This window comes from Streptomyces sp. SDr-06 (genome assembly GCF_003324565.1).
In the GTDB taxonomy this organism is placed as follows: domain Bacteria; phylum Actinomycetota; class Actinomycetes; order Streptomycetales; family Streptomycetaceae; genus Streptomyces.
Genome location: NZ_QOLA01000003.1, coordinates 325,121 through 345,783 on the forward strand (window position 1 = coordinate 325,121; position 20,663 = coordinate 345,783).

Here is a 20,663-nt window from a genome sequence, read left to right on the forward strand (position 1 = left end):
GGTGCGGCGCCGTCGGCCATCGCGGTGGTGGGCACCTCGGTGCATCCCCTCGGCCCTCGTACCGCGACATCGGGTTACCGACCTGTCCCGCCCCGCCGCCCGGGACAGTGAGACGTCCGTCAGGGAAGTCCGTCGGTCAACTGACAGGATCTGACAGGGGACCGGCCCTAACCTGCGGCCCATGAACGCCATAGTCGAACTCCGGCAGTACACCCTCCTCCCGGGATGCCGGGACACCCTGGTTGAGCTCTTCGAGCGGGAATTCGTCACCGGGCAGGAGGCCGCCGGCATCACGATGGGAGGCCGGTTCCGGGATCTGGACGACGCCGACCGGTTCGTGTGGATGCGCAGCTTCCCGGACATGGAGGCGCGGGCGCGGGCGCTGCACGCCTTCTACTACGGGCCCGTCTGGCAGGCCCACCGGGAAGCGGCCAACGCGACCATGCTGGACTCGGACGACGTACTGCTGCTGCGCGGACCGGGTTTCGCCGCCCCCGACACCACGGAGCCGGTCGTGGTGACCGTCTGCCACCCACTGGACTCCCGCTTCACCGACCACTTCGAGCAGCACCTGCGTCCCGCCCTGGCCGCGGCCGGGACCCCGGCCCTCGCGGTGCACCGGACCGAGCACGCGGAGAACACCTTCCCCGCCCTGCCGGTCCGGACCGGCGAGGATGTCGTGCTCTGGTTCTCGACCGGCGAGGCGCCCGCCCCATTGCCTGATCTCTCCGCCTATTTGAAGACGGCCCCGCAGCAGCTCCGGCTGGAGCCCATCGGCACGTCGCGGTTTTGACGCCCGCGCGGACAGGCGAACGGGAGTCGGGCTGTACTCGGCACCGCGACGCCATCAACCGTGGAAATACGGGGAGTTGGGGATACGACGACGCCGGGATGGCCTTGCGGCGCCCCGGCGTGACATCGAGGGCGAGGAAAGCGAAGGGACTAGTTTCAAGGAGTGTGAGAAGGAAGTCCGTTCATGGCCTCGCCCGGCCAACGTTAGCAGTCAGGCGGGGATCAAGTCGCGCAGGTTTTCCAGGGTGATGACGTGTGAGTCCGGGTGCAGCCCCTCGGGGCGTTCCAGGCCGATGTAGGTGACCGGGCCGTCCGGGACCGTCGTGCCGTCCCAGAGCGTGGTGGACGTGGTGCTGTCGGCCATCAGCTCCGTGAGGTGGCGGACCGTGAGGTGGTCGCGCTCCACGATGCCGCGCAGCAGGGTCGCCAGCGAAACCCTGTTGCGCTCAACGCGGTTGGCGTTGGGATGGCCCTTGAGATATAGGTGCAGCCACTTGGCGTGCCAGCGGCCGTCGTCTCCGCGCACGAACGCCAGGGGCAGCGCGACCCGGCCCGGGCCGCGCAGCTCCGACTTCATGCGCACCGTACGAGCCTCGAAGGGGCGGCCCCGCTGCTCGGCGTCGCGCAGCATGAACCCGAAGAACGACTCCTCGACCTCCTCGAAGCCTTCCCCCGAGTAGATGTTGACCTGCGGCACGATGTACGTGCCGCGCACCGCACCCAGGCGCAGGTTGATGAACTCCGAGGCGCCGTCCGGTGCGTCGGTGATGTCGCCGGAGTGCTCGCCCTCGATCTCCGTGAGCGCGGTGTACGACAGCCAGGACACGGTCTCGTAGGCGGCGTTCAGCATCAGCGCCGACAGGTCGAAGTCGGTGGTGCGGCTCGTCTGCTTCCAGTGCACGAAGAAGCGGAGCAGCTCGCCCTCCACCGGCGACAGCGAGCCGCGCGGCAGCACGCCGAGGCCCGCGGCCGACGCCTTGCCGCTGAGCGGGAGGGCGACATCGAGGACGTCGGGGTCGATCAGCAGATGGCCGGGGGCGGGCAGACGCCGGCGTATCTCGGCGTCCAAGGCGGTGGTGAGACGGTCGCGCTCGGTCGCGGGCACCGGCGGACGGGTGTCGGGCGCGACCCAGGCCCGGCCGAGGCGATTGACGAAGACACGCTGCTCCACGCCCTTGGTCGCGCGGTTGTGGAGGTGCTCCCGCACCGACAGCACGACCCGGCCCGCGACCTGCGGGGCGACCCGCTCGACGGCGGCGACCACCGCGTCCCGCTCGTCCTGGGTGACGCATCCACGCAGCAGGCGGTCCAGCGAACGGAACAGCCTGCCCGGAGCGGACTCCAGCAGCCGCACCGCGCCGAGAACGTCGTGCGCGCCGAGCAGTTCCTCGACGCGGCTGTCGAAGGAGCGCGCCTGCTTCTCGCCCCGGGCCACGGCGAACACGTCCGCGGCGTGCGGCCACCGCGCCCCGTACTCGTGCGCGTGCAGCCGCTCACCCAGGCGCTTCCACGCCTCACGGTGCGCGGGTACGTCGGCGAGCTTGGCCGGGGCCGCCGCTACCACCGAGTCGAGGCCCGCGAGCAGGGCGCGCCGGACCCGGCGGGAGGGCGAACGGAAGCGGGTCGGCTCCAGCAGGGTCACATCGCCGTCCGCGAGGGCGCAGGCGAGCCGGAGCACGTCGGTGACGGTGTCCAGGAGGAGGTCGGCGCCCGCGTCGAGGCGGGCGCGGTTGACGACGGCACGGTTCTCCCGCACCAGGATCGTCTCCGGCTGCGGGCCGTCCACGCAGTGCCCGGCGAGCACGGCCAGGTCGAGCAGACCCTCCTCGCCCAGCGGCGTACTGCTCCCGGCCAGGGCCAGGTAGAGAGCGGTCACCTCGTCGTCCGGAGCGCCGCCCAGGTGCAGGATCGTCAGGCGGTCGCCCGCGGCGGCGATGAGCTCTTCGTGGGCGGCGAGCAGCTCGGCGTAGGTGTGCTGATAGGTGCCGTATGCGGGGAGGGTCAGCAGGTTGACCACGCCGGGGCTGAGCTGCTCGGGCGTCACGCCGTCGGCGAGCGCGTCGACGACGCACTGGGTCCAGAAGGCGAATGTCTCCGGCACGTTGGCCGGGAAATCGATGAAGTAGGCGTTGTGCTGGACGTGGTCACCGGCCATCGCGCGGACGGTGTCGAGCGTCCGTACCGCGGTGTCGACGACCGTCCCCTCGGAAAGCGCCGACAGGTGTGCCAGCAGGTCCGCCGACAGCTTGTAGCCCACGGACATCAACGCCGCGTCGAACTGCCGCGCGGCGACGCCGCCTTGCCCGGCGGGACCGCAGGGGGCGGGAAGACGGTGGGTGTGCCGGAGGACCAGGGGTTCGAGAGGGTGGACCATCCGGGCATGTTCCCAGAGGGGTACGGGCCGTCGCACATGGGTTTTGGGCGCGGGGTGCGGTCATCGGTCGCCGCCCGCGCGTGCTCGTGAACGGTCGCCGCGGGACGACGCGTTCAACCCGGGGCCGGGCCTTCGGGGCAGCTCCCGCGGCTGCCCACCTGGGATGATGGCGACGTGAACAAGGATTCGACGGCACCGGCGCGCATCGTCCTGGGCATCGATGACCTCCGGGCGCTTCCCGGAGCCACGCACATCGCCCGCACCAGCCGAGAAGGCGTGCGGCTCCTGGAGGAGCACCGGGACGTCGCCATCGACGAGCTCTGGCTCGATCATGACCTCGGCGGCGACGACAGCATCATGCCCGTGGTGACCCTCCTGGAGGAAGCCGCCTTCAACGGGCGGCCCTTCCACATCGGCATGGTGTTCGTCCACAGCGCCAACCCCAGCGGCGCGGCGACCGTCGTCCGGTCGCTCCATCGCTGGAACTACCGGGTCCGCCGGGCGACGGCCGACTGAGTACGGCCGGGGCCCGCGTGCCCCGGCCGTCGGAGGGTGCCGTTACGGGATGTCCTCGATGCGCTCGCGGTTGAGGAGGTAGGTCGGCAGATACGGCTGTTTCGAGGCGATCGGGAAGCCGCGGTCGTAGGCGAGGCTCGCCATCGCGAGCGGTCCCAGGGCGACCCGGGCCCGCGGTGCGGTGGATTCGCCCCAGTAGCCGCCGTGTTCCTGGAGGGCTTCGGCCAGCGTCTCGGCGAAGGCGTCGTGGTCGGCCGCCACATACCGGTGGAACAGGGCCGCCGGCTGGTAGTCGATCCGGTTCACGAAGTCCATGGGCGCGTGTGTCACGGCGTCCGGCATGGATGACTTCATGGTGGCGAGGAGCTTGTGGACCACATCGTCCATGGAGCCCCCGGCGAAGAAGGTCCGCAGGGTATCGATCCAGTCCAGGACGTACTCGTCGACCGAGTCGTCCTCGCCCAGCCGCTCCAGCGGCACCTGGCACAACCTGCTGATCCGGTCCCGCTGGCGGCACACCACCGCGAAGTACAGGGCGTCCAGCCAGGCCCGCGCGTCCACGGGCGGTTCGGCGCGCGTCGCGGGAAGGGAGGCAACCAGGTCCTCGCCCAGGTGGCATTCCTGCGGGTCGGCGCCGGTGAACAGCGCCGACCCGAGCTGTACGGCGGTGGCCCAGGCGTCCCATGTGCCGATGTGCGCGGCCCCGGGATCGGCGGCGCAGTGGGCGTGGGCCAAGGCTACGGCCGAGTGGAACGCCTCGCCCAGCCGGGCCGGATTCTCTGTGACGCCTGAAATCAACTGGGCGGTGGTGCGAGCGAGTTCGGTGACGCCGGGCGTCTCGGGGGCGGCCCGACCGGCCAGACGTCCGCCGCCGTCGAGGCGTACCAGGCCCTTCATCAGGCCGAGCAGGCGCGGTGGCAGGTCGAAGGAGAAGACCCGCGTCTCGTGGTCGATGGCCGTGAGCGAGGTCAGGCGGCCGCGGTGCCACCAGTAGACCCGCGGGGACAACGCGCCCTTGCCGCTGTCCTCGTACGCGCCCAGCGCGTACGAGGCGAGACTGTTGAGACCGGCCGTCACGGTGCCGTCGACAATGGGGTGGTAGACGAGGTTGTGCCGACTCGGGACGACGACGAGAGCGCCGTCGTCGGGGAGCGGCTCGCCGGTGATCTGCCGCACCGCTTCGGAGAGGTACAGCGCCTTGCTCGCGACGAAGTGGGAATCACCGTAGACGGTGTGCAGCCGCGCACCCTGCTCGGTCACCTCGTCGTGTTCGGCGGGCGCCCGCATGAGGTTCGCGTACGCCGCGGCGCCCAGCGCTTCGAGGCCCACCCGTTCGACGTCCCTGTCCGTGAGGACGCGCACGCTGGTGGGCCGGTCGAGGGCGTACGCGAAGACGAGTCCGTCGGCCACCACGCGCGCGTAGGTCATGGCCTGGGCGATCCGCGGGGTCAGCGAGTCGACGGCCAGCAGCCGGATGTGCGCGCCCCGCAGTATCTCCTCGACGCTCTCCTCGCCCTCGGGGGAGTGGGGGCCAAGATCGGGTGCGTGCTGTGATGTCATCCCAGCAACCTTACGAGGTGCCAGAAGGGCAGGAGGGGGCCGCACATGCCCGGCCCCGCCCTTCGGCAGACGCGTCACTCTCGCGCGGCCCCGTGCGAGCAGGGCGCCCACCGCGCCTCGGCCAGCAGCATCGCCACCAACACCCCTACCAGGGCGAACAGTTCGGCCAGCGAGGAGACATGTGTGCCGAGCGGGATCGTGGCGAGGGCGGCGGCCGCACCCGCGGCGCGGAAGCGGAACGGCGGGATGTGCAGCGCCGCCCGGAAGGCGACGTTGCCCGCGAGGAAGAGAGCCACACCGCCCGCCAGGGCGACGGCGGGCGCGGTCGGCAGGTGCTCGGGCAGATGGCCGATGGACTTCTTCACCCCGGCCGCCAGCACCGCGACGCCGAGCAGCATCGGCACGAAGCTGTAGTAGTACGCGAGCATCGTCACCCGGAACCTGGCGAGCCCGGACACCGCCCGCAGCGCCTGCTCGGCGGCCTCCTCGTCGCGGATGAAGTACGTCCACCACAGTGCGGTCGCCAGCGCGAGAGCCAGGGCCGCGCCGCCGAACAGGCCCCAGTCCAGCTTGAGATCACCGGAGCCGACGCCGATGGCGATCACGGACTCGCCGAACGCGACGATGAGGAGGAGGCCGTGCCGCTCCACGAAGTGCGCCGGGTCGAGGGTGCCGACGCGGCCCGTGACCGGGACGCGCTCGCCGTCGACGTCGGTGGTGATGCGGCTGGAGAGGACGGGGGTGATGGCCTGGATGATCAGGGCGGCCAGCCAGAGGGCCTCGGTGGCCCGGCCGCTCACCGTGCCCGCCGCCGTCACGCACAGCGCGGAGAGGCCGTTGGTGAGCGCGAAGCTGAGCACGTGCCGCCCGTGCAGGAGGGCGTAGAGGGCGCCGTGGACGACGGTGACCAGGAGGTAGCCGAGGCCGAACGCGACGCCGTTCGTGGTGAACACGCCGGGGATGGCGAGGGCGCAGGTGAGGAAGCCGCACATGCCGAGGATCAGCGGGATGCGGCGGGCGTTGGTCTCCGGCGGCACCTGGTTGGTGAGGTAGGCGTAGGCGCCGTACATCCAGAACAGGACGGCGAAGATCAGCAGGACCCGGCCCGCCTGGGCGAAGGACAGGTCGTGGGTGAGCAGCACGGTCAGCTGTGTGATCGTGAAGACGAAGACGAGGTCGAAGAAGAGCTCCAGGGTGGAGACCCGGTGCCCCGGGGCGTCCTCGCTCGCCCCCGCTGTGCCATCGACGGCAGACATACGTTCCCCCAGCAGGCATGTCGTTCCCATGTGCGGCCGACACCCTAGCCGAGCGGAACGAAGCCGCCCCGGACTGTCTCAACTCTGGGGAGGCTGTGCGCATATGGGGGCTGAGGCTGTGGGTTCCCGGCGCATGGGGGCCGAGGACATGGCGTCCCGGTACCTACCGGTACCAGTGGCCCCGGGGTACCGGCTCCGGGCCCATGGATTCCGGAGACACGGCCTCCCGCCCGGCGGGGCGAGCGGGCGCCGGGCAACTTCCCGGCGGACCAGCTGATCCCGTAGAGACAGGGGCGGCCCCGTCTGCTCCGGACCGGCACGGCAAGGTCATCCGATGCCCTGCCGGTCCGGCTCCAGTGCGAACGTGCGCTCGGCGGCCTCCGGCACCGCGAGGGCGACGGCCTGGGCCAGGAGCTCCCGATGCCGGAGCAGCGGCTCGCGGCGGGATGCGGGGGTGAGGTCGAGCAGGTCGTCGAGCCCGGCCATGATCCGGCGGGTGGCCTGCGGGTTTCCGATCGCGCAGAGGCGGATCTCGGCGAAGCCGAGGTCGACGAGGTCGGCCCAGTCCGGCACATCCTGGACGAGCCGGACCTGCCCCCGGCCGTCCGGATGCCCGACGGCGCCGAGCGGCCGGTCCGCGAGCGCCGAGAGCAACTGGACGATCCTGTCGAGGCACTGGACGGCGGTGGTCGGGTCGTTGACGGCGGGGGAGAGAGCGCGCAGCGCGATGTCGGACAGCTGCCGGAGCCCGAACCCGAGGTCCTGGTGGAACGTACGCTCCACACCGACCGACACGGTGCAGCGCAGCGCGCCCCGCGAGGGAGGCTTGGCATCGAGGGGGCCGTGGACCGCGAGCAGCGGGGTGCCCGGCACGACGAAATCCCCGATGCGGGGGATGAGCCGGAGCACGACGTCGTGCCGCCGCGCGGCCCGCACCAGCCGGGCGATGTTCACGTCCCGCAGCACCCCGGCGCGTCCGCTGTGTCCGACCCGGGCGATCTCCGGATCGAGGTCGAGGCTGTCGAGATCACCGCGAGGCATCTTGTCGACGACCCGCAGGGCCTCGGCGGTGATCCGTTCGACGACGTACCCGACCCGCATGAGGCGCAGCGTGGAGTTCACGTACGCGATGAAGAGGAAGAGGCTCAGGGCGACCATGAGCAGGGTCAGGACGCTTTGCAGGAACGGGACGCCGGTCACGAGCCGGGGGTCTGTGTCGCTCTCGAACGAGGTGAGCACGAGCAGCGACAGTGTGAAGGTGGAGAGGAAGACGGCGAGAGTCAGCTTGGTGATCCGCGATCGCACGAAGATCCGTACGACCCGGGGCGTGAACTGCCCGCCCGCCATCTGCACGGCGACGAGCGAGATGCTGAAGACGACACCGATGAAGGTCATCATCGCCGAGCTGACCGTGTTGACCACGGGCTTTACGTCGTTGACGATCCGGATCAGGTCATCGACGTCGTCGAAGCTCTCGTGGTCCTGGAGCAGTCGCACGAGGGCCGCGTCGAGTTCGTACGCGCCGGTCCACAGCAGGAAGACCAGCACCATGGCGGCGGTCGGCGCGAACCAGAAGGTGTCCCGCAGATGCTCCCGCAACGGGGAGAGCGCCCGCGGCCGCCGGTATCCCTTGCTGTTCCGGGTGCCGTTCCCGATGCCCTTGTCTTCGCCCTTGCTCACGCGGCGAGGCTAGGCGTGCGCCGCAGTGCTGATCCTGCTACGCCGCCGAGTGGTCCCTCAGTCGTACACACATTGGTCCTCCCGGAGTACGAATGCGTACATCTGGGCGCGAAGAATGGAAGAGAGAGGAAGCGCGGCGAGCGCTCCCGGCCGACCGGGACGGCCGCGGCGCACGCACGGAGCCCGTCCGGACCTGAGCGACCTCCCCGACCGCCGCCCCCTGACCACTGATCATTGACCACTGAGGAGCGAGAGCCATGCCGGCCAGCCGCACCAGGAACCGGACCGTCGTCCTCACCGTCGCCTCGGTGGCGGTGGCCCTCGGCTTCGCCGGGTTCGTAGCCGTCCCGGCCGCGCAGGACTGGTACACGAACCGCCATGACGAAGCCGCGTCCTACAGCTCGGGCAAGGAAGCGAAGGGCGACCGGGCCTCCGTGCCGCGCTGGCTCCCCGACGAGGCGAAGCGGATCGAGTACGCGATGAAGACGACGGGCGGCGACCGCCTCCTCAAGGCCACCATCCCGACGGGATCCCTCCCGCCCACGTGCAAGCCTGACCAGCCCGCCTCCCCGAAGCCCCCGGCGATGAAGGCGACCTGGTTCCCGAAGCACGCGGAGCAGCGCGCCGCGGCCCGCTGCGACCTGTACTACGCGTACATGGAGGGCAACACTCTGTACGCCTGGCAGGCCAACGAGGACTGGGTGTCGGCGAACAAGAGCTGACGCTCGCCTGACCACGCGATATGCGGGTGAACAGCACCTCGAACCCCTGGTAGAGTTCTCTATGTCGCCGCGGGGAACACACCGCGAAGACAACACCTAGTCCGGGTGGCGGAATGGCAGACGCGCTAGCTTGAGGTGCTAGTGCCCTTTATCGGGCGTGGGGGTTCAAGTCCCCCCTCGGACACCCAGTAAGAACGCATGACAGAGCGGATTGTGACTCCAGGATCACGGTCCGCTCTTTTGTGTTGTGGATCGGCTAAGGGCTGCGAGCTTCGCTTTCTGGGCTGCGGTGTCCGCGGGGTGCGGGACGCAGAGGTGCCGCCGACTTCCATTGGCTCGCGAGTCTGATTCGCGGTGAGGGCGGTGCGCTGCGCGATGGCGGGACGGCACCCAAGGGATCTGTCAGCGTGGCGCATGCCAGAGTTGGCGGCATGACGGTTGAGGAGCTGATGGGACTGCTGGCTTCCGTGCGCCGGGCGCAGATCGGGAGCCGGCGCGCCCCGCACAAGCCGCTGCTCCTGCTGTGGCTGATCGGGCGGTTCTCCGCGGTGGGCAGCACCGCGGTCTCGTACGAGGAAGCGGAGGACCCCGTCAGCCGTCTGATCAATGACTTCGGGCCGACGATGGCCGATCCCAGGCGGGCGCGGGAGCGGGCCGCTATGCCGTTCGTCCACCTCGAGCGGGACCTCTGGGACGTGAGGGACGGGAACGGCGCGCCCCTTGCCCCCGACACCCAGGAGCGCGGGAGTCTGCTGCGGAGAGTCGGCGCGCACGGACGTCTGCATCCCAACATTGAGCAGCTCTTGACCGACCCGGCGAATCTGGCGGCTGCGGCCCGGCTCCTGCTGGATCAGCATTTCACCCCGGCGTTGGAAGGCCCCATCTGCGCGGAGGTCGGCCTCGATCTGATCGCGGCCGAAGAAGCCGCCCAGCAGCCGGGGGTTCGGAGGAGGCGAGCAGCGCGTCGCGCCGGGTTCGCTGAGGAGGTTCTCCACGCGTACGCCTTCGCGTGCGCGATGTGCGGCTTCGACGGTGCGCTCGGACGTAACCCCGTCGGACTCGAAGCGGCCCACGTCCGCTGGCACAGTCAGGACGGCCCGGACGAGGTGCACAACGGGCTGGCCCTGTGCGCACTGCACCACACGCTCTTCGACCTTGGTGTGCTCGGCCTCACCACCAGCCTGAGTATCCAGGTGTCCCAGCAGTACGTAGCCCGCAGTCCCGCCGGGCAAGCCATAGACGCCCTCCACAACCGCCCCCTGGCCTCCCCGCGCCCCGGACGTCCGTCCCTCGACCCGGACTTCGTCATCTGGCACGGCCGACAGGTCTTCAAGCGGCCCGCCCAGCTGACCGTGTAGCCCGGTAGACGCGTCGCTGTCCCGATCTGCCGGCCTGGTCAAGGTTGGCCCGTCCTGATCACTCATTGCGATGATGCGACTGTGAACAGTAATCGCCGCTGGTTAGAGTTGCAGGTGAGGCTCTGGCTGTACGGGGAGGGTGGTGTGCCACCAAGCGGGGGTGGGGCGGCGTCGGAGTCGCGGTCCTGGCCGTTCAGCGCGCTCGCTGTGGCGCAGGCGGCGGCGGGGGACGTGGTCACCGAGCTGACGTCGTTCACGAAGTTCCAGCAGCGTGTCGACGAGCTGATCCGGAACCTCAAGGGGTCTCCGGCAGGCCCGGGTGAGGTCGGCCAAGAGCGGCTTGTCCGCGACCAGTTCGGGGGCGGGGGAGAGGCGTTCGCCGAGGCCTCGGGTCTGTTCACCTCGTACGAGACGGTGATCGCCGAGCTGGAGGGCCTGTCGGCGCTGCTGTCGGATTCCATCGAGGGCATGGGCATCGCTGTCCTGGCTTCCCACAAGGGTTACCAGAACATCGACGCCGAGATCCGCGCGCGGATGGCGGCGATCAGCGTGCAGACCAAGAAGCACTACGGGGGCGAGTACGAGCCCGGTCGGGCCAAGCCGGAGATCGGTCCGGGCGGTGGTGCCAGCCAGCGGGCCAAGCCGGGCGCGTCGTCGGGCGGCGACGCCGGAGGGACGATCTGATGGGTGGCAAGGAGAGCGGTGGCAGCATGCCGTTCGAGGGCATGAGTCACGAGGCCATGCTCGCCTGGCTGGACCAGGCGAACAGCGGCACCGTTCAGGGAGCCGCCGACCGGCTGGCGCAAGCGGCCAAAGAGATCCGGAAGATCGCGGACGAGCTGAAGGTCCGTCCTCAGTGGGTGGAGTGGAAGGGGGCGGGCGCGGACGCCTTCCGCACCTGGAGCGCGGACCTTGCCAACGCCACGCTGCGGCTGGGTGACTTCAGCGAAGGGTCGGCCACGTGGCTGGGTCACGCCTCCGACGCGATCGCTTCGGCGCAGGCCGCCATCCCACGCGACAAGGCGGGCGCACAGGCGAACCTGGATGCGGCACGGGCGGCACACAACGACCCGGACGCGGCGGCGGTGAGCCGGAAGTCCGCCGGGGAGCTGGCGGCGCTGGCGGCGGACGAGGAGAAGGTGCGGCAGGAGGCTGTCGCGCAGATGCGGAAGCTGGGGCAGGCGTACCAGGTGTCGGCTACGCAGATGAACGGCTTGGAGCGGCCCAGGTTTCCGCCACCGCCGTCGGCGATCGTGCCGGAGAGCCGGACCCGCGACCAGACGGCGCAGGACGTGGCTCGTCCAGGTGCAGTGGTGGGCGACGGGTCGCCCCCATCGGCCCTCGATTCCGTGTCTGGAGCGAGGGAACATGAGGCCGTGCCGAGAGTGGTGAGCACCGGGCAGAAAACGGCTGAGAGCCCAGTGCCGACCTACAGTGAACGCCCTGCAGCTATGGAGGTCGACTCCACGACTGTGCTTCCCCACAGGGCCGAAACCGCTGACGGCCGATCTGCTCCCGTTCCTGGCGGAGCCGATGACGGCATGGCGACGCAGCCCGGGGCCGTCCCGCCGCCGCTGGTTGGCGGCGAGGGGCGAGCGCCCATCGTCCGTCCGGTCGGCCCGGGGCGCGACGGGCTGGTAGCAAAGCCCCCGCAGGTGTCCGAGCCGGGTCCCTCCCGCTTCGCCCCCCGACGTCTGCCGAGTGGCGATGTCGGCATCATCGGAGGTCGACCTGTTCCACCGTCCTCGGGCGAGCCTTTGGGAACAGCGCCGCGAGGCACGGTCGTCGGAGCGGAGGCCGCGGGAGGGCGTGGAGTTGTTGGTCCCGCCGCAGGCGCAGGCCCCGCTGGGCAGCCGGTTGGCAGGCCGGGCGGGGCCCCTGCTCGCGGTACGCCCGTGCCGAACAGAGGGGTGAGTGGCGGAAGCGCGCGACAGGCGGGGAGCGCGGGATTTCGCTCTTCCTCATCGACAGGGGCTGGGCCCGAGCGCGGGGGCGTCTCAGGCGGTACACCCACCATTGGCCGACCGGGCACTGCCGGTACGGCGCGGGGCTCTCAAGCCGCGCGCCCTCAGGGCAGGAGAGCGGCGGGTCGAAGCCCCGGCTACCTCACGGAGGATGAGGAAACCTGGCTGCGGGGTGCGGACCGCGCTGTGCCCCCGGTGATCGAATGACGAGGTCGGAGATGTGTCAGATCCAGCGAAGCGACGAGGGATGCTGATGCCGGCCGGAACGTTTCGACGTACGTCTCGCAGTGCTGCCGCGTCTGCGGTCTGCGGTCTGCTGCTCGTGGGCGCCGCGGGTGCGCCGGCCCGGGCAGGATCGACCAGGGAGCAGCAGTGGTTTCTCGACGCCATGAAAGCTCAGGAGATGTGGCGTACCAGCACGGGCAAGGGTGTCACTGTCGCAGTGATCGACACAGGAGTCGATGCGACCAACCCTGACCTTGCAGGTCAGGTACTCCAAGGCAAGGACTTCACACAAGGCGAACCGGGAGAGGACCACACCGACGGCCACGGCCACGGCCACGGCACCGGCATGGCCGGTCTGATTGCCGGTACGGGTGCCTACGGTGGTGGAAGCGGCGCGTTCGGGCTCGCCCCCGGAGCCAAGATCCTGCCCGTAAGGATGTCGGGGGAGGTGAACAGTGGGGCTGAGGGAACCAAGCGTTTCAACGCAGTTGCGCCGGAGGCGATCCGGTATGCGGTCGACGCGGGCGCGCGGGTCATCAACATCTCCATGGGCGTGCAGGAGGGCTCGCCCCAGTTGACCGCAGCGGTGAAGTACGCCTTGGACAAGGGCTCGTTGGTCTTCGCCGCGGTGGGAAACAGCGGGGACGGAGGTAACGAGGTCGAGTACCCCGCTGCCACACCGGGTGTCGTCGGCGTAGGGGCAGTGGGGAAGAACCTCCGCAGGACCGCGTGGTCCGAATACGGTGCTCAGGTGGACATGGCCGCGCCGGGCGAGGAGATGGTCCACCCTTGCGGAGGCAAGACCGGCGTGTGCAAGACCGACGGCACCAGCGACGCCACCGCCCTGGCCTCGGCCTCGGCCGCCCTGATTTGGTCAAAGCACCCGAGTTGGACCAACAACCAGGTGCTGCGCGTCATGCTCAACACCATCGGCGGTCCCACGGACGGCAGCAAGCGGAACGATTCGATCGGCTACGGGATCGTGCGTCCCCGCGTCGCCCTGGAAAACCCCGGTGACCCCGGCCCCGCCGACGTATATCCCCTGCCCGACCTCACCGCGTCCGCTGCACCTCCCGCGCCGGACTCCAGCGGCAAGGGCGCTGGACACGCCGCGCCCCCCTCGGTAGAGGCCAGCGAAAGCAAAGCCTCAACTTACGTAGTACCCCTGGGAGTTGCTGTCCTGGCGGTCACAGGCGTGCTCCTCGGCCTCTGGGCGCTTCGCGCACGTCGCCGCCGGTCGGCAGCCGCCTGAGCTCACGCAGGAGCGACATGACCGCCCCGCACATGGGCCCGAGGCCGGTGCGGGGCGGTCTCATCTGGTCTGCCAGGCGCGCCCTGCCGGGAGATCCGGAACTCGCCTCCCTATACATGCCGTTCGACGCGTCGCCTGCTTCGCGGACGCGGGAAGCGGGGAGCCCTTCGCACTGCTCTCCACCATCGACCGGCCCGATGGCTTCGTCCGGAACCACGAGGACGACAGTCGCACCTGGGGGGCACCGAGCCTGGTCGGGTACCTCCGGAGATGACTGACCGGACAGATCGAGTGGTAGCTCTGCCTCGCGCTCCGGGCCATGGCGCGATGCTCTTGGCGTGGCGGCCGTCATCACGACACCGGTCTGGTCCCGTTCACCGTTCACCGGGCAGAGGGCAGAGGGCAGAGGGCAGAGGGCAGAGGGCAGAGGGCAGAGGTAGGGCAGCCCCGCCCAACCGCCTCCAACCTTCAGCGAGGCGGCAGGGCAAGCCCACCCGTGGGATCCGGGACGGGGCGTACGGGCCTGTACCGAACCGGCAGTTCGGGCTGGCGAACGTCAGGCCGACGCCTCCGCTCGTACGCGGCTCTCGATCTCCCGGCGTGCGACCCGGCGGCGCCGGGCCGGCATGCCCACGGTCGGGTTGGCGACGCCCCAGGCCACGCCCTTGCAGATCAGCTCCTTGTAGAGGGCCGCCACGCGGCCCGTCAGGGCGCGGTCGACCGCTCGGTCGTCGGCGGTGACGAACTGGATCAGGCCCTCCTTGCGGCCGAGCGAGACACACTGCTGGAAGTAGCGGATGGAGACGTCGGGGACCTTGGCGCGGGTGAGGCGGGCCGCGATGGCGTCGGCGGCCTGCCACGCCATGGGGACGCCCGAGGCGCATGACATCCGCAGCGGCTTGTCCTCGGGGCCCATCGCCATCGCCGAGTCGCCCACGGCGTACACATCCGGGTGGGAGACCGAGCGCATCGTCGCGTCGACCACGATCTGGCCGCGGTCGGTGACCTCCAGGGTGGTGGCACCGGCGATCGGGTGGACGGCGAATCCGGTCGTCCAGACGGTCACCTCGGCCGGGATCGTTCGGCCGTCGGCGGTCGTGACGCGGTCCGCCCTCACGTCGTCGACCGCCGCGTGCTCGTGGACCGTGATGCCGAGCCTGGCCACCACCTTGCGAACATGGGCGCGGCCCTTCTCCGAGAGCCAGTCGCCCAGTACGCCGCGAGCGGCCAGCGAGACGTCGAGATCCGGGCGGGCCTCGGCGATCTCCGTCGCCGCCTCCAGGCCGGTCAGCCCGCCGCCGACCACGAGCACCGGACGACCGGACTCCAGGGTGGCGAGGCGCTCGCGCAGACGCAGGGCGCCCGGACGGCTGGAGATTTCGTGAGCGTGCTCGGCGGCGCCGGGGACGCCGCCTTCGTTCCAGCCGCTGCCGAGGGCGTAGACCAGGGTGTCGTAGGCCAGCTCCTCGGGCCCGAGGGCGTCCGCGGAGGCGACCGTCACCGTCCCGCGGTCCACGTCCACGCCGGTGACCTTCGCGAGCTTCAGCTTCACGCCCGTGCCCGCGAACATCTCACTGAACGGCCGCGCCTTGAGGTCCTGACCGGCCGCGAGCTGGTGCAGCCGGACGCGCTCCACGAAGTCGGGCTCGGGGTTGACGAGGGTGATGGCAACGTCCTCGCGGTGCAGCCGCTTGGCGAGGCGGCCTGCGGCGACGGCGCCGGTGTAGCCGGCTCCGAGGACGACGATGCGGTGCTGCATGTCCGTACTCCTGTCTGGACGGGTTCCGCCGCTGTCCGGCGTGGTGTCGCCCCTTGAACCGGACAGCCCCTCGTTTCCTGACAGGATCAGGATGTGACCTGAGTCACCATGCCTCAGAGGGTGTAGAGCGGGGCCTCCCCGTGGCTCCCGGCGGCCCACTGCTCGTTCGCGCGGACGAGCTTGTCCGGGTTGACCTGGCTGCGCACCGCCACGATGCCCTCCGTGGTGACCTCCAGGCAGATGACCCCGACCACCCTGCCGTCGACGGTCGCGACGATGGCGGGCTCGCCGTTGGCCGTCGTGGCGTAGATGTCGGGCACGCCGCCGATGTGGGCCCGCTTCGCGTCGCCGGGCTTGAACATGCCGCGCAGGAACGTCGCGACCGCGCGCGCCCCCTCGAACGCCTTCGCGCGGGCCGGGACCTTGCCGCCACCGTCGCCGACCGCGAAGGCATCCTCGGTGAGCAGGCGTACGAGCGGCTCGGTGCGCCCGCTGGTCGCCGCCGTCAGGAATTCCTCGACGATGCGCCGGGCGGCACCCTCGTCGATGTCGGTGCGGGCCTTGCCGTCCGCCACGTGCTTCTTGGCCCGGTGGTAGATCTGCTGGCTGGCCGCCTCGGTGATGTCCAGGATCGCGGCGATCTCCCGGTGCGGGTAGTCGAATGCCTCCCGCAGCACGTACACCGCCCGCTCGTTGGGCGACAGGCGCTCCAGGAGGACGAGGACGGCGTACGACACCGACTCGCGCTGCTCGACGGTGTCGGCCGGGCCCAGCATCGGGTCCCCGGCGAGCAGCGGCTCGGGCAGCCAGCGTCCCACGTACGTCTCGCGCCGGGCCCGTGCCGAACTCAGCTGGTTGAGGCAGTAGTTGGTGAGGACCTTGGTGAGCCAGGCCTCGGGCACCTCGATGCGCTCGACGTCAGCCGCCTGCCAGCGCAGGAACGTCTCCTGGACGGCATCCTCCGCCTCGCTCGCCGAACCGAGCAGCCGGTAGGCGATGGCCTCCAGCCGGGGCCTGGCGGCCTCGAACCGGTCCACGTCACTCATGATCAGCGCCATGCCCGCGATCCTAGGCGCCGCCCGGCTGGTGCGGTAGGAGAGGTGCCGCGTCCCAGCGAGCGGCGGGTGCCCGGACCGGTCCCGCAGATCGGCGAGTTCGTCGATCGGCCGCCTGGCCGGGCGCCATGGGTTGGCTGCCCGACCAGGCGCCCCTCGGTTACAGATACGGGCGGGTGATCAGCTCGAGCGCGTGACCGGCGGGGTCCTTGAAGTACACCCCCCGACCGCCGTGCTCGGTGTTGATCTCGCCCGAGCGCCGCATCTGCGGGTCGGCCCAGTGCTCGATGCCGCGCTCGCGCAGACGCTGGTACGCCCGGTCGAAGAGTTCGTCGTCGAGGAGGAACGCGTAGTGCTGCATCTGGATCTCCACCGGCGGCTCGGCGAACTGAAGAAGCACGCCGTCGGTGAACTGGAGATTGGTGAACGGGCCCCAGGACGGAGCCTGGGAAAGCTCCAGGAGCTCACGGTAGAACTGAGCCGACTCGCCGCGGTCCTTGGCAGCGATGATGGTGTGGTTGAAGGTGGCTGGCATGGGGTCGACCTCGCTGTCGTTCGGCACGAACTGATGGACTCGTAGGGCAGGAGCCCTGGGAGGTCCGCGTGCCGAACCGATGGGGTGCCATGTGCGCACCCGCTCTGCGATCAGTCGTCCACCGGGTGGCCAATCCGTGTGTGGCGCGATGCCGGTCCGGTGTTCACGTCGGGGACTCTACTAGGGTCGGGTGGCCACGTGATCAAGAGCCGACTGCTCTGTCGCGGGACTGCGCGATCCGGCAGGTGTGCGCGATGCGGGGCGATGCGGGCCCGGCTGTGAGGATCGGGCTCCGGCCTCCAACGATCCGGGCCGATTCGGCCTTCATCCGGGCCGCTCGCCTCGGCCGACCTGGCGCCGACGTGCCCTTGCTGCCCGAAGGATCCTGGTTGGTGTGAAAGGGGATTCTGTCTGGGCCCTTGCGCCAGTGGCATGTGGCACCAGGGGAGGGCCCCACGTCGATGCCCCTGAACGCCCTGAACCTGGACCCGCTGCGACAGGGCGGGAGGCGGTGGCGGGCCGAGCGCTCCGGGTCGGCTCCTGCACGAAGGGCTGATGCAGGGGCCGGGCCGCCCTGTGTCCGCCCCGCGATCCTGAGACAGGCGGATCCCAGGGCGTCGAGGCCTGGCCTTTCTGTACGGATGTCCGCAGCCGCGAGGGACTGGAGCGTACACAGAATCTGGCGCACACCGGAGGGAGCAAAGAGCGCGACACACACAGGAATTCAGGCCCGCAACCAGTCCACGAGGGCGAGGAACAAGTGCAGGTTGAGGATATGGGAGGCACTGATCAGGAGTAGGCCGCGCCCGCGGGCGTCGTCGAAGTGCACCCTGCCGTCCGAGGTGCGGACCTTGCCGATCGCCGACCAGCTCACGGTCTCGCGCCCGTCCGTCACGCCGTCACGGTCGAGGGCCACCCGTCCGAACGTCAGCGTCTCGTTCCGGCGGAGCCGAGCGGTCATCAACGGCCACTGGGCGTTTGCCACGCCTTTCTGGATCTCGGGACCCCACGCGGCCTCGTACACGACCGCCGGACCACGGGTGTGGGACGTGCCGCCGTACTCGACCAGTTGTCGGGGCAGCATCGCCGGAAGCCCGCGCCCGACCGTCAGCGCGGCGCCGTCCGCGCCGATCAGCGTGTACGTGGCGTCCCTCATCCTGCCGTTGAGCGTGGACAGGTGCTGGAGGACCGACGTCGACTCCCAGTGGTAGACCCACTCGGAGCCCGGGGCGGTGACGACCAGCCCCTTCTCGTACAGATGCAGCCGTGCCTCACCCCACTGCTTGCGGAAGCGGCCCTCGATGTTCGCCGCCCCGGTCCGCCAGCGGCCCAGCTGTTTGTACTCGGCCAGCGCACTCACCCGGTCGTCGGGTGAGGGTATCCATTCGTCCATGGCTGAACTTCCCCCGTGTGAGACATCGGTTCCGTGGGACGGATGAGCCGTCCCACGGAACCGATCATGCCAAGGGACGGCATGTCGGGGAACCTCAGCTGCGGGCGGGCGACGCGTTGGTGTACTCCGGCCTCAGGCGACTCGGTGCCGGGACGGCAGGCGGCCGTCACGAGGTCCGGCGTCACATCCACCGCAACGGACACAGCGCTGACGGCGTCGGCGGACTTCCTCACGTCGCTTTAAGCGGCGACCAACTGGGCCTCATCCAAGCCCCGTTGAGGCAAGAGCCGGTCGCACCGAACGCGGTGCGACTTCGGCTTGATTCCTCATGACAGCACAGGTCGATGACGGCACCCGTCGGGGTGCTCGCTAGCATGCGTGGCTTGTGATCGCGTACCGGGGGAGAGGTGCCGCCGCACCGGTGGCGCAGTCCGTCGGCCACGGGGAGGAGCCGGGGTGGGTGCTGGGGTGCCGCGCGGAGCGGTGAAGAAGGCGGAGCAGGCCTGGCTTCAGGCGGTGGGGCTCTGGCAGCAGGGCCACCAGGATGCGGCGGGTGAATGGTTCGAGGGAGCGGTGCGCCACGATCCGTCGACGGCGGACGCGTGGCTGGGCCTTCACGCGACGGGCCGGCGTGAGGTGGAAGCGCTCTCAGCCATGTACTGGAACAACGCCACTTTCGGCCAACTGCGCACGAAGTACTCCGTGCGGCTCCATTCCCGTTTCGATCTGGGCCACTACGTCACCTTCAGGCTGGAGACGGCCAGGGACCTGTGGCTGGCGACGGTGGCCGGCCTGCTGGGCGAAGGCCGGGTCGACGAGGCCGGGAGCCAGCTGTCCACGGCGGTGCCGGACTGCGACGAGACGCGGTTCCTCTTCACGCGGTACGCGTTCCTCAAGCGGGACTGGAACTCGGTCCTGCGGTTCGCCCGCGGCATTCAAGATCCGTTCATGTACGACGAGTCCCAGCTGTACGTCGGCATCGCTCTCATCGAGCACCAGGTCTTCCACGAGGCGTTGCAGGTCCTGGCGCAGCTGCCGGGGCGGATCGAGGGAGGCGGCCGGTTCGAGGCCGAGGTCGCGTACATGCGGGGGCGGGCGTGCGACGGGCTGGACGCCGCCGACGAGGCCCTGCGCCACTACCAGCACTCCTTCCGGCTGTGTCCCGACTACCGCGACGTGGCCCAGCGTGCCAAGGTCCAGCCGGTGCCGGTCGTCTCCGGTCCGGGTCCGGCTGCGGCGCCCGAGACGGCGGCCCCCGCCGGACACGCGGGAGCCGCGCCGGCGCGGGAGGACGAACTGACGGAAGAGCAGCGCGAGTCCGTGCTGCGCGACGCCCTGGCCACCCTGGACGCGATGACCGGGCTCGAACCCGTCAAACGGCAGATCCGAACGCTCGTCGCGCAACTGCGGATGGCGGCGATCCGTGAGGAGCAGGGCCTGCCCTCCGCGACCCGGCCGAGCCACTTCGTCTTCGCCGGGCCGCCCGGCACCGGCAAGACGACTGTGGCCCGGGTCATCGGCGAGGTGTTCAAGGGGCTCGGCCTGCTCAAGAGCGGGCACGTCGTCGAAGCCCAGCGCGTGGACCTGGTGGGCGAGCACCTCGGCTCGTCCGCGATCAAGACTTCCAACATCGTGGACAAGGCCCTGGACGGAGTGCTGTTCATCGACGAGGCCTATTCGCTCTCCAACAGCGGATATTCGGGCGGCGACGCGTTCGGCGCGGAAGCGCTCCAAGTGCTGCTGAAACGCGCGGAGGACGATCGCGACAGACTCGTGGTGATCCTCGTCGGCTATCCGGCGGAGATCGCACAGCTGCTGGCCACGAACCCCGGCCTGTCCTCACGCTTCACCACCCGCGTGGAGTTCCCGTCGTACTCCGGCGCCGAACTCATGCAAATCGCAGGGGCATTGCTCGATGCCGGCGGCGATGTCCTCGCTCCGGATGCCGAGTCGCTGCTGGCGGAGCGTCTCGACGGGGCCGTCAAAGAAGGCAGGATCGACGAACTCGGCAACGCCCGCTTCGTACGAGAACTCTGCTTCAAGGCGGCCGCCCTGCGCGACCTGCGCCTCACGGAATCCCACGACGGGGGTGCGCCCACCCGCGAGGAGATCACCACACTGCTCTTCGCGGACGTGGACGTCGCCTACGCCGAACTGACCGCCCGCTGACCGGACGTCGTCGTAGCCATCAGGGCCATCGCTCATGCGGGCAACCCGAGTCC

General features: G+C 70.2%; 15 protein-coding genes and 1 tRNA gene. 8 read left to right on the forward strand and 8 right to left on the reverse strand.

The annotated features are described in order from the left end of the window. The first annotated feature begins 181 nt into the window (after nucleotides 1-181). Nucleotides 182-793, forward strand: coding sequence for an NIPSNAP family protein (locus tag DT019_RS09900; RefSeq protein ID WP_114036335.1), 612 nt, complete (start codon nucleotides 182-184; stop codon nucleotides 791-793). A 210-nt stretch (nucleotides 794-1,003) separates the two neighbouring features. On the opposite strand, the gene DT019_RS09905 is transcribed toward DT019_RS09900, so the two are convergent. Further along, a complete protein-coding gene (locus DT019_RS09905; protein ID WP_114036336.1) occupies nucleotides 1,004-3,166 on the reverse strand; it encodes a TerD family protein in 2,163 nt (720 codons plus the stop codon). Between the two features lie 174 nt (nucleotides 3,167-3,340). On the opposite strand from DT019_RS09905, the gene DT019_RS09910 reads away from it, so the two are divergent. After that, nucleotides 3,341-3,682, forward strand: coding sequence for a cyclic-phosphate processing receiver domain-containing protein (locus tag DT019_RS09910; RefSeq protein WP_114036337.1), 342 nt, complete (start codon nucleotides 3,341-3,343; stop codon nucleotides 3,680-3,682). Nucleotides 3,683-3,724: 42 nt separating this feature from the next. Here the strand turns inward: DT019_RS09910 and DT019_RS09915 are convergent, their stop codons facing one another. The 3 genes from DT019_RS09915 to DT019_RS09925 form a co-directional block, all read right to left on the reverse strand. Beyond that, nucleotides 3,725-5,242: an immunity 49 family protein gene (locus DT019_RS09915; protein WP_114036338.1), complete on the reverse strand. Its 1,518-nt coding sequence runs from the start codon at nucleotides 5,240-5,242 to the stop codon at nucleotides 3,725-3,727. A gap of 74 nt (nucleotides 5,243-5,316) precedes the next feature. After that, nucleotides 5,317-6,498, reverse strand: coding sequence for a low temperature requirement protein A (locus DT019_RS09920; protein ID WP_114036339.1), 1,182 nt, complete (start codon nucleotides 6,496-6,498; stop codon nucleotides 5,317-5,319). Between the two features lie 327 nt (nucleotides 6,499-6,825). Then, nucleotides 6,826-8,178, reverse strand: coding sequence for a DUF2254 domain-containing protein (locus DT019_RS09925; RefSeq protein ID WP_223279378.1), 1,353 nt, complete (start codon nucleotides 8,176-8,178; stop codon nucleotides 6,826-6,828). Nucleotides 8,179-8,435: 257 nt separating this feature from the next. Between DT019_RS09925 and DT019_RS09930 the strand changes: the two genes are divergently transcribed. From DT019_RS09930 to mycP, 5 genes are all read left to right on the forward strand, one after another. Next, complete coding sequence (locus DT019_RS09930) at nucleotides 8,436-8,900, forward strand: hypothetical protein (protein ID WP_114036340.1); 465 nt, start codon at nucleotides 8,436-8,438, stop codon at nucleotides 8,898-8,900. Nucleotides 8,901-8,999: 99 nt separating this feature from the next. Beyond that, nucleotides 9,000-9,084, forward strand: a tRNA-Leu gene (locus DT019_RS09935). 247 nt (nucleotides 9,085-9,331) lie between these two features. Further along, nucleotides 9,332-10,258 carry a phosphorothioated DNA-binding restriction endonuclease gene (locus tag DT019_RS09940; RefSeq protein ID WP_114036341.1) on the forward strand — a complete coding sequence of 309 codons (927 nt, stop codon included), beginning with the start codon at nucleotides 9,332-9,334 and terminating at the stop codon, nucleotides 10,256-10,258. A gap of 144 nt (nucleotides 10,259-10,402) precedes the next feature. Further along, nucleotides 10,403-10,942, forward strand: a complete 540-nt coding sequence (locus tag DT019_RS09945) for a hypothetical protein (RefSeq protein ID WP_223279379.1) — start codon at nucleotides 10,403-10,405, stop codon at nucleotides 10,940-10,942. A gap of 1,527 nt (nucleotides 10,943-12,469) precedes the next feature. Beyond that, nucleotides 12,470-13,699, forward strand: a complete 1,230-nt coding sequence (gene mycP / locus DT019_RS09955; protein WP_114036343.1) for a type VII secretion-associated serine protease mycosin — start codon at nucleotides 12,470-12,472, stop codon at nucleotides 13,697-13,699. Between the two features lie 556 nt (nucleotides 13,700-14,255). Here mycP and DT019_RS09965 read toward each other — a convergent pair. From DT019_RS09965 to DT019_RS09980, 4 genes are all read right to left on the reverse strand, one after another. Then, nucleotides 14,256-15,458, reverse strand: coding sequence for an NAD(P)/FAD-dependent oxidoreductase (locus DT019_RS09965; protein ID WP_114036344.1), 1,203 nt, complete (start codon nucleotides 15,456-15,458; stop codon nucleotides 14,256-14,258). Nucleotides 15,459-15,571: 113 nt separating this feature from the next. Further along, a complete protein-coding gene (locus DT019_RS09970) occupies nucleotides 15,572-16,516 on the reverse strand; it encodes an RNA polymerase sigma-70 factor (protein WP_114036345.1) in 945 nt (314 codons plus the stop codon). A gap of 157 nt (nucleotides 16,517-16,673) precedes the next feature. Then, the gene (locus DT019_RS09975; RefSeq protein ID WP_114036542.1) at nucleotides 16,674-17,048 is read right to left on the reverse strand and encodes a VOC family protein; all 375 of its coding nucleotides are present in this window, start codon (nucleotides 17,046-17,048) and stop codon (nucleotides 16,674-16,676) included. Nucleotides 17,049-17,772: 724 nt separating this feature from the next. Next, a complete protein-coding gene (locus DT019_RS09980) occupies nucleotides 17,773-18,441 on the reverse strand; it encodes a DUF6585 family protein (RefSeq protein ID WP_114036346.1) in 669 nt (222 codons plus the stop codon). A 456-nt stretch (nucleotides 18,442-18,897) separates the two neighbouring features. Between DT019_RS09980 and DT019_RS09985 the strand changes: the two genes are divergently transcribed. Continuing rightward, nucleotides 18,898-20,610 (forward strand): AAA family ATPase, encoded by a 1,713-nt coding sequence (locus DT019_RS09985; RefSeq protein WP_223279380.1) that lies wholly within the window; start codon nucleotides 18,898-18,900, stop codon nucleotides 20,608-20,610. The last annotated feature ends 53 nt before the right edge of the window (nucleotides 20,611-20,663 follow it).

What these genes read in the sequence shown, in the direction of transcription:
- DT019_RS09920 (WP_114036339.1), bottom strand. Translation starts at nt 6,498, where the DNA reads ATGTCTGCCGTCGATGGCACAGCGGGGGCGAGCGAGGACGCCCCGGGG.
- DT019_RS09970 (WP_114036345.1), bottom strand. Translation starts at nt 16,516, where the DNA reads ATGGCGCTGATCATGAGTGACGTGGACCGGTTCGAGGCCGCCAGGCCC.
- DT019_RS09940 (WP_114036341.1), top strand. Translation starts at nt 9,332, where the DNA reads ATGACGGTTGAGGAGCTGATGGGACTGCTGGCTTCCGTGCGCCGGGCG.
- DT019_RS09930 (WP_114036340.1), top strand. Translation starts at nt 8,436, where the DNA reads ATGCCGGCCAGCCGCACCAGGAACCGGACCGTCGTCCTCACCGTCGCC.
- DT019_RS09980 (WP_114036346.1), bottom strand. Translation starts at nt 18,441, where the DNA reads ATGGACGAATGGATACCCTCACCCGACGACCGGGTGAGTGCGCTGGCC.
- DT019_RS09965 (WP_114036344.1), bottom strand. Translation starts at nt 15,458, where the DNA reads ATGCAGCACCGCATCGTCGTCCTCGGAGCCGGCTACACCGGCGCCGTC.
- DT019_RS09915 (WP_114036338.1), bottom strand. Translation starts at nt 5,242, where the DNA reads ATGACATCACAGCACGCACCCGATCTTGGCCCCCACTCCCCCGAGGGC.
- DT019_RS09900 (WP_114036335.1), top strand. Translation starts at nt 182, where the DNA reads ATGAACGCCATAGTCGAACTCCGGCAGTACACCCTCCTCCCGGGATGC.
- DT019_RS09975 (WP_114036542.1), bottom strand. Translation starts at nt 17,048, where the DNA reads ATGCCAGCCACCTTCAACCACACCATCATCGCTGCCAAGGACCGCGGC.
- DT019_RS09905 (WP_114036336.1), bottom strand. Translation starts at nt 3,166, where the DNA reads ATGGTCCACCCTCTCGAACCCCTGGTCCTCCGGCACACCCACCGTCTT.
- mycP (WP_114036343.1), top strand. Translation starts at nt 12,470, where the DNA reads ATGCTGATGCCGGCCGGAACGTTTCGACGTACGTCTCGCAGTGCTGCC.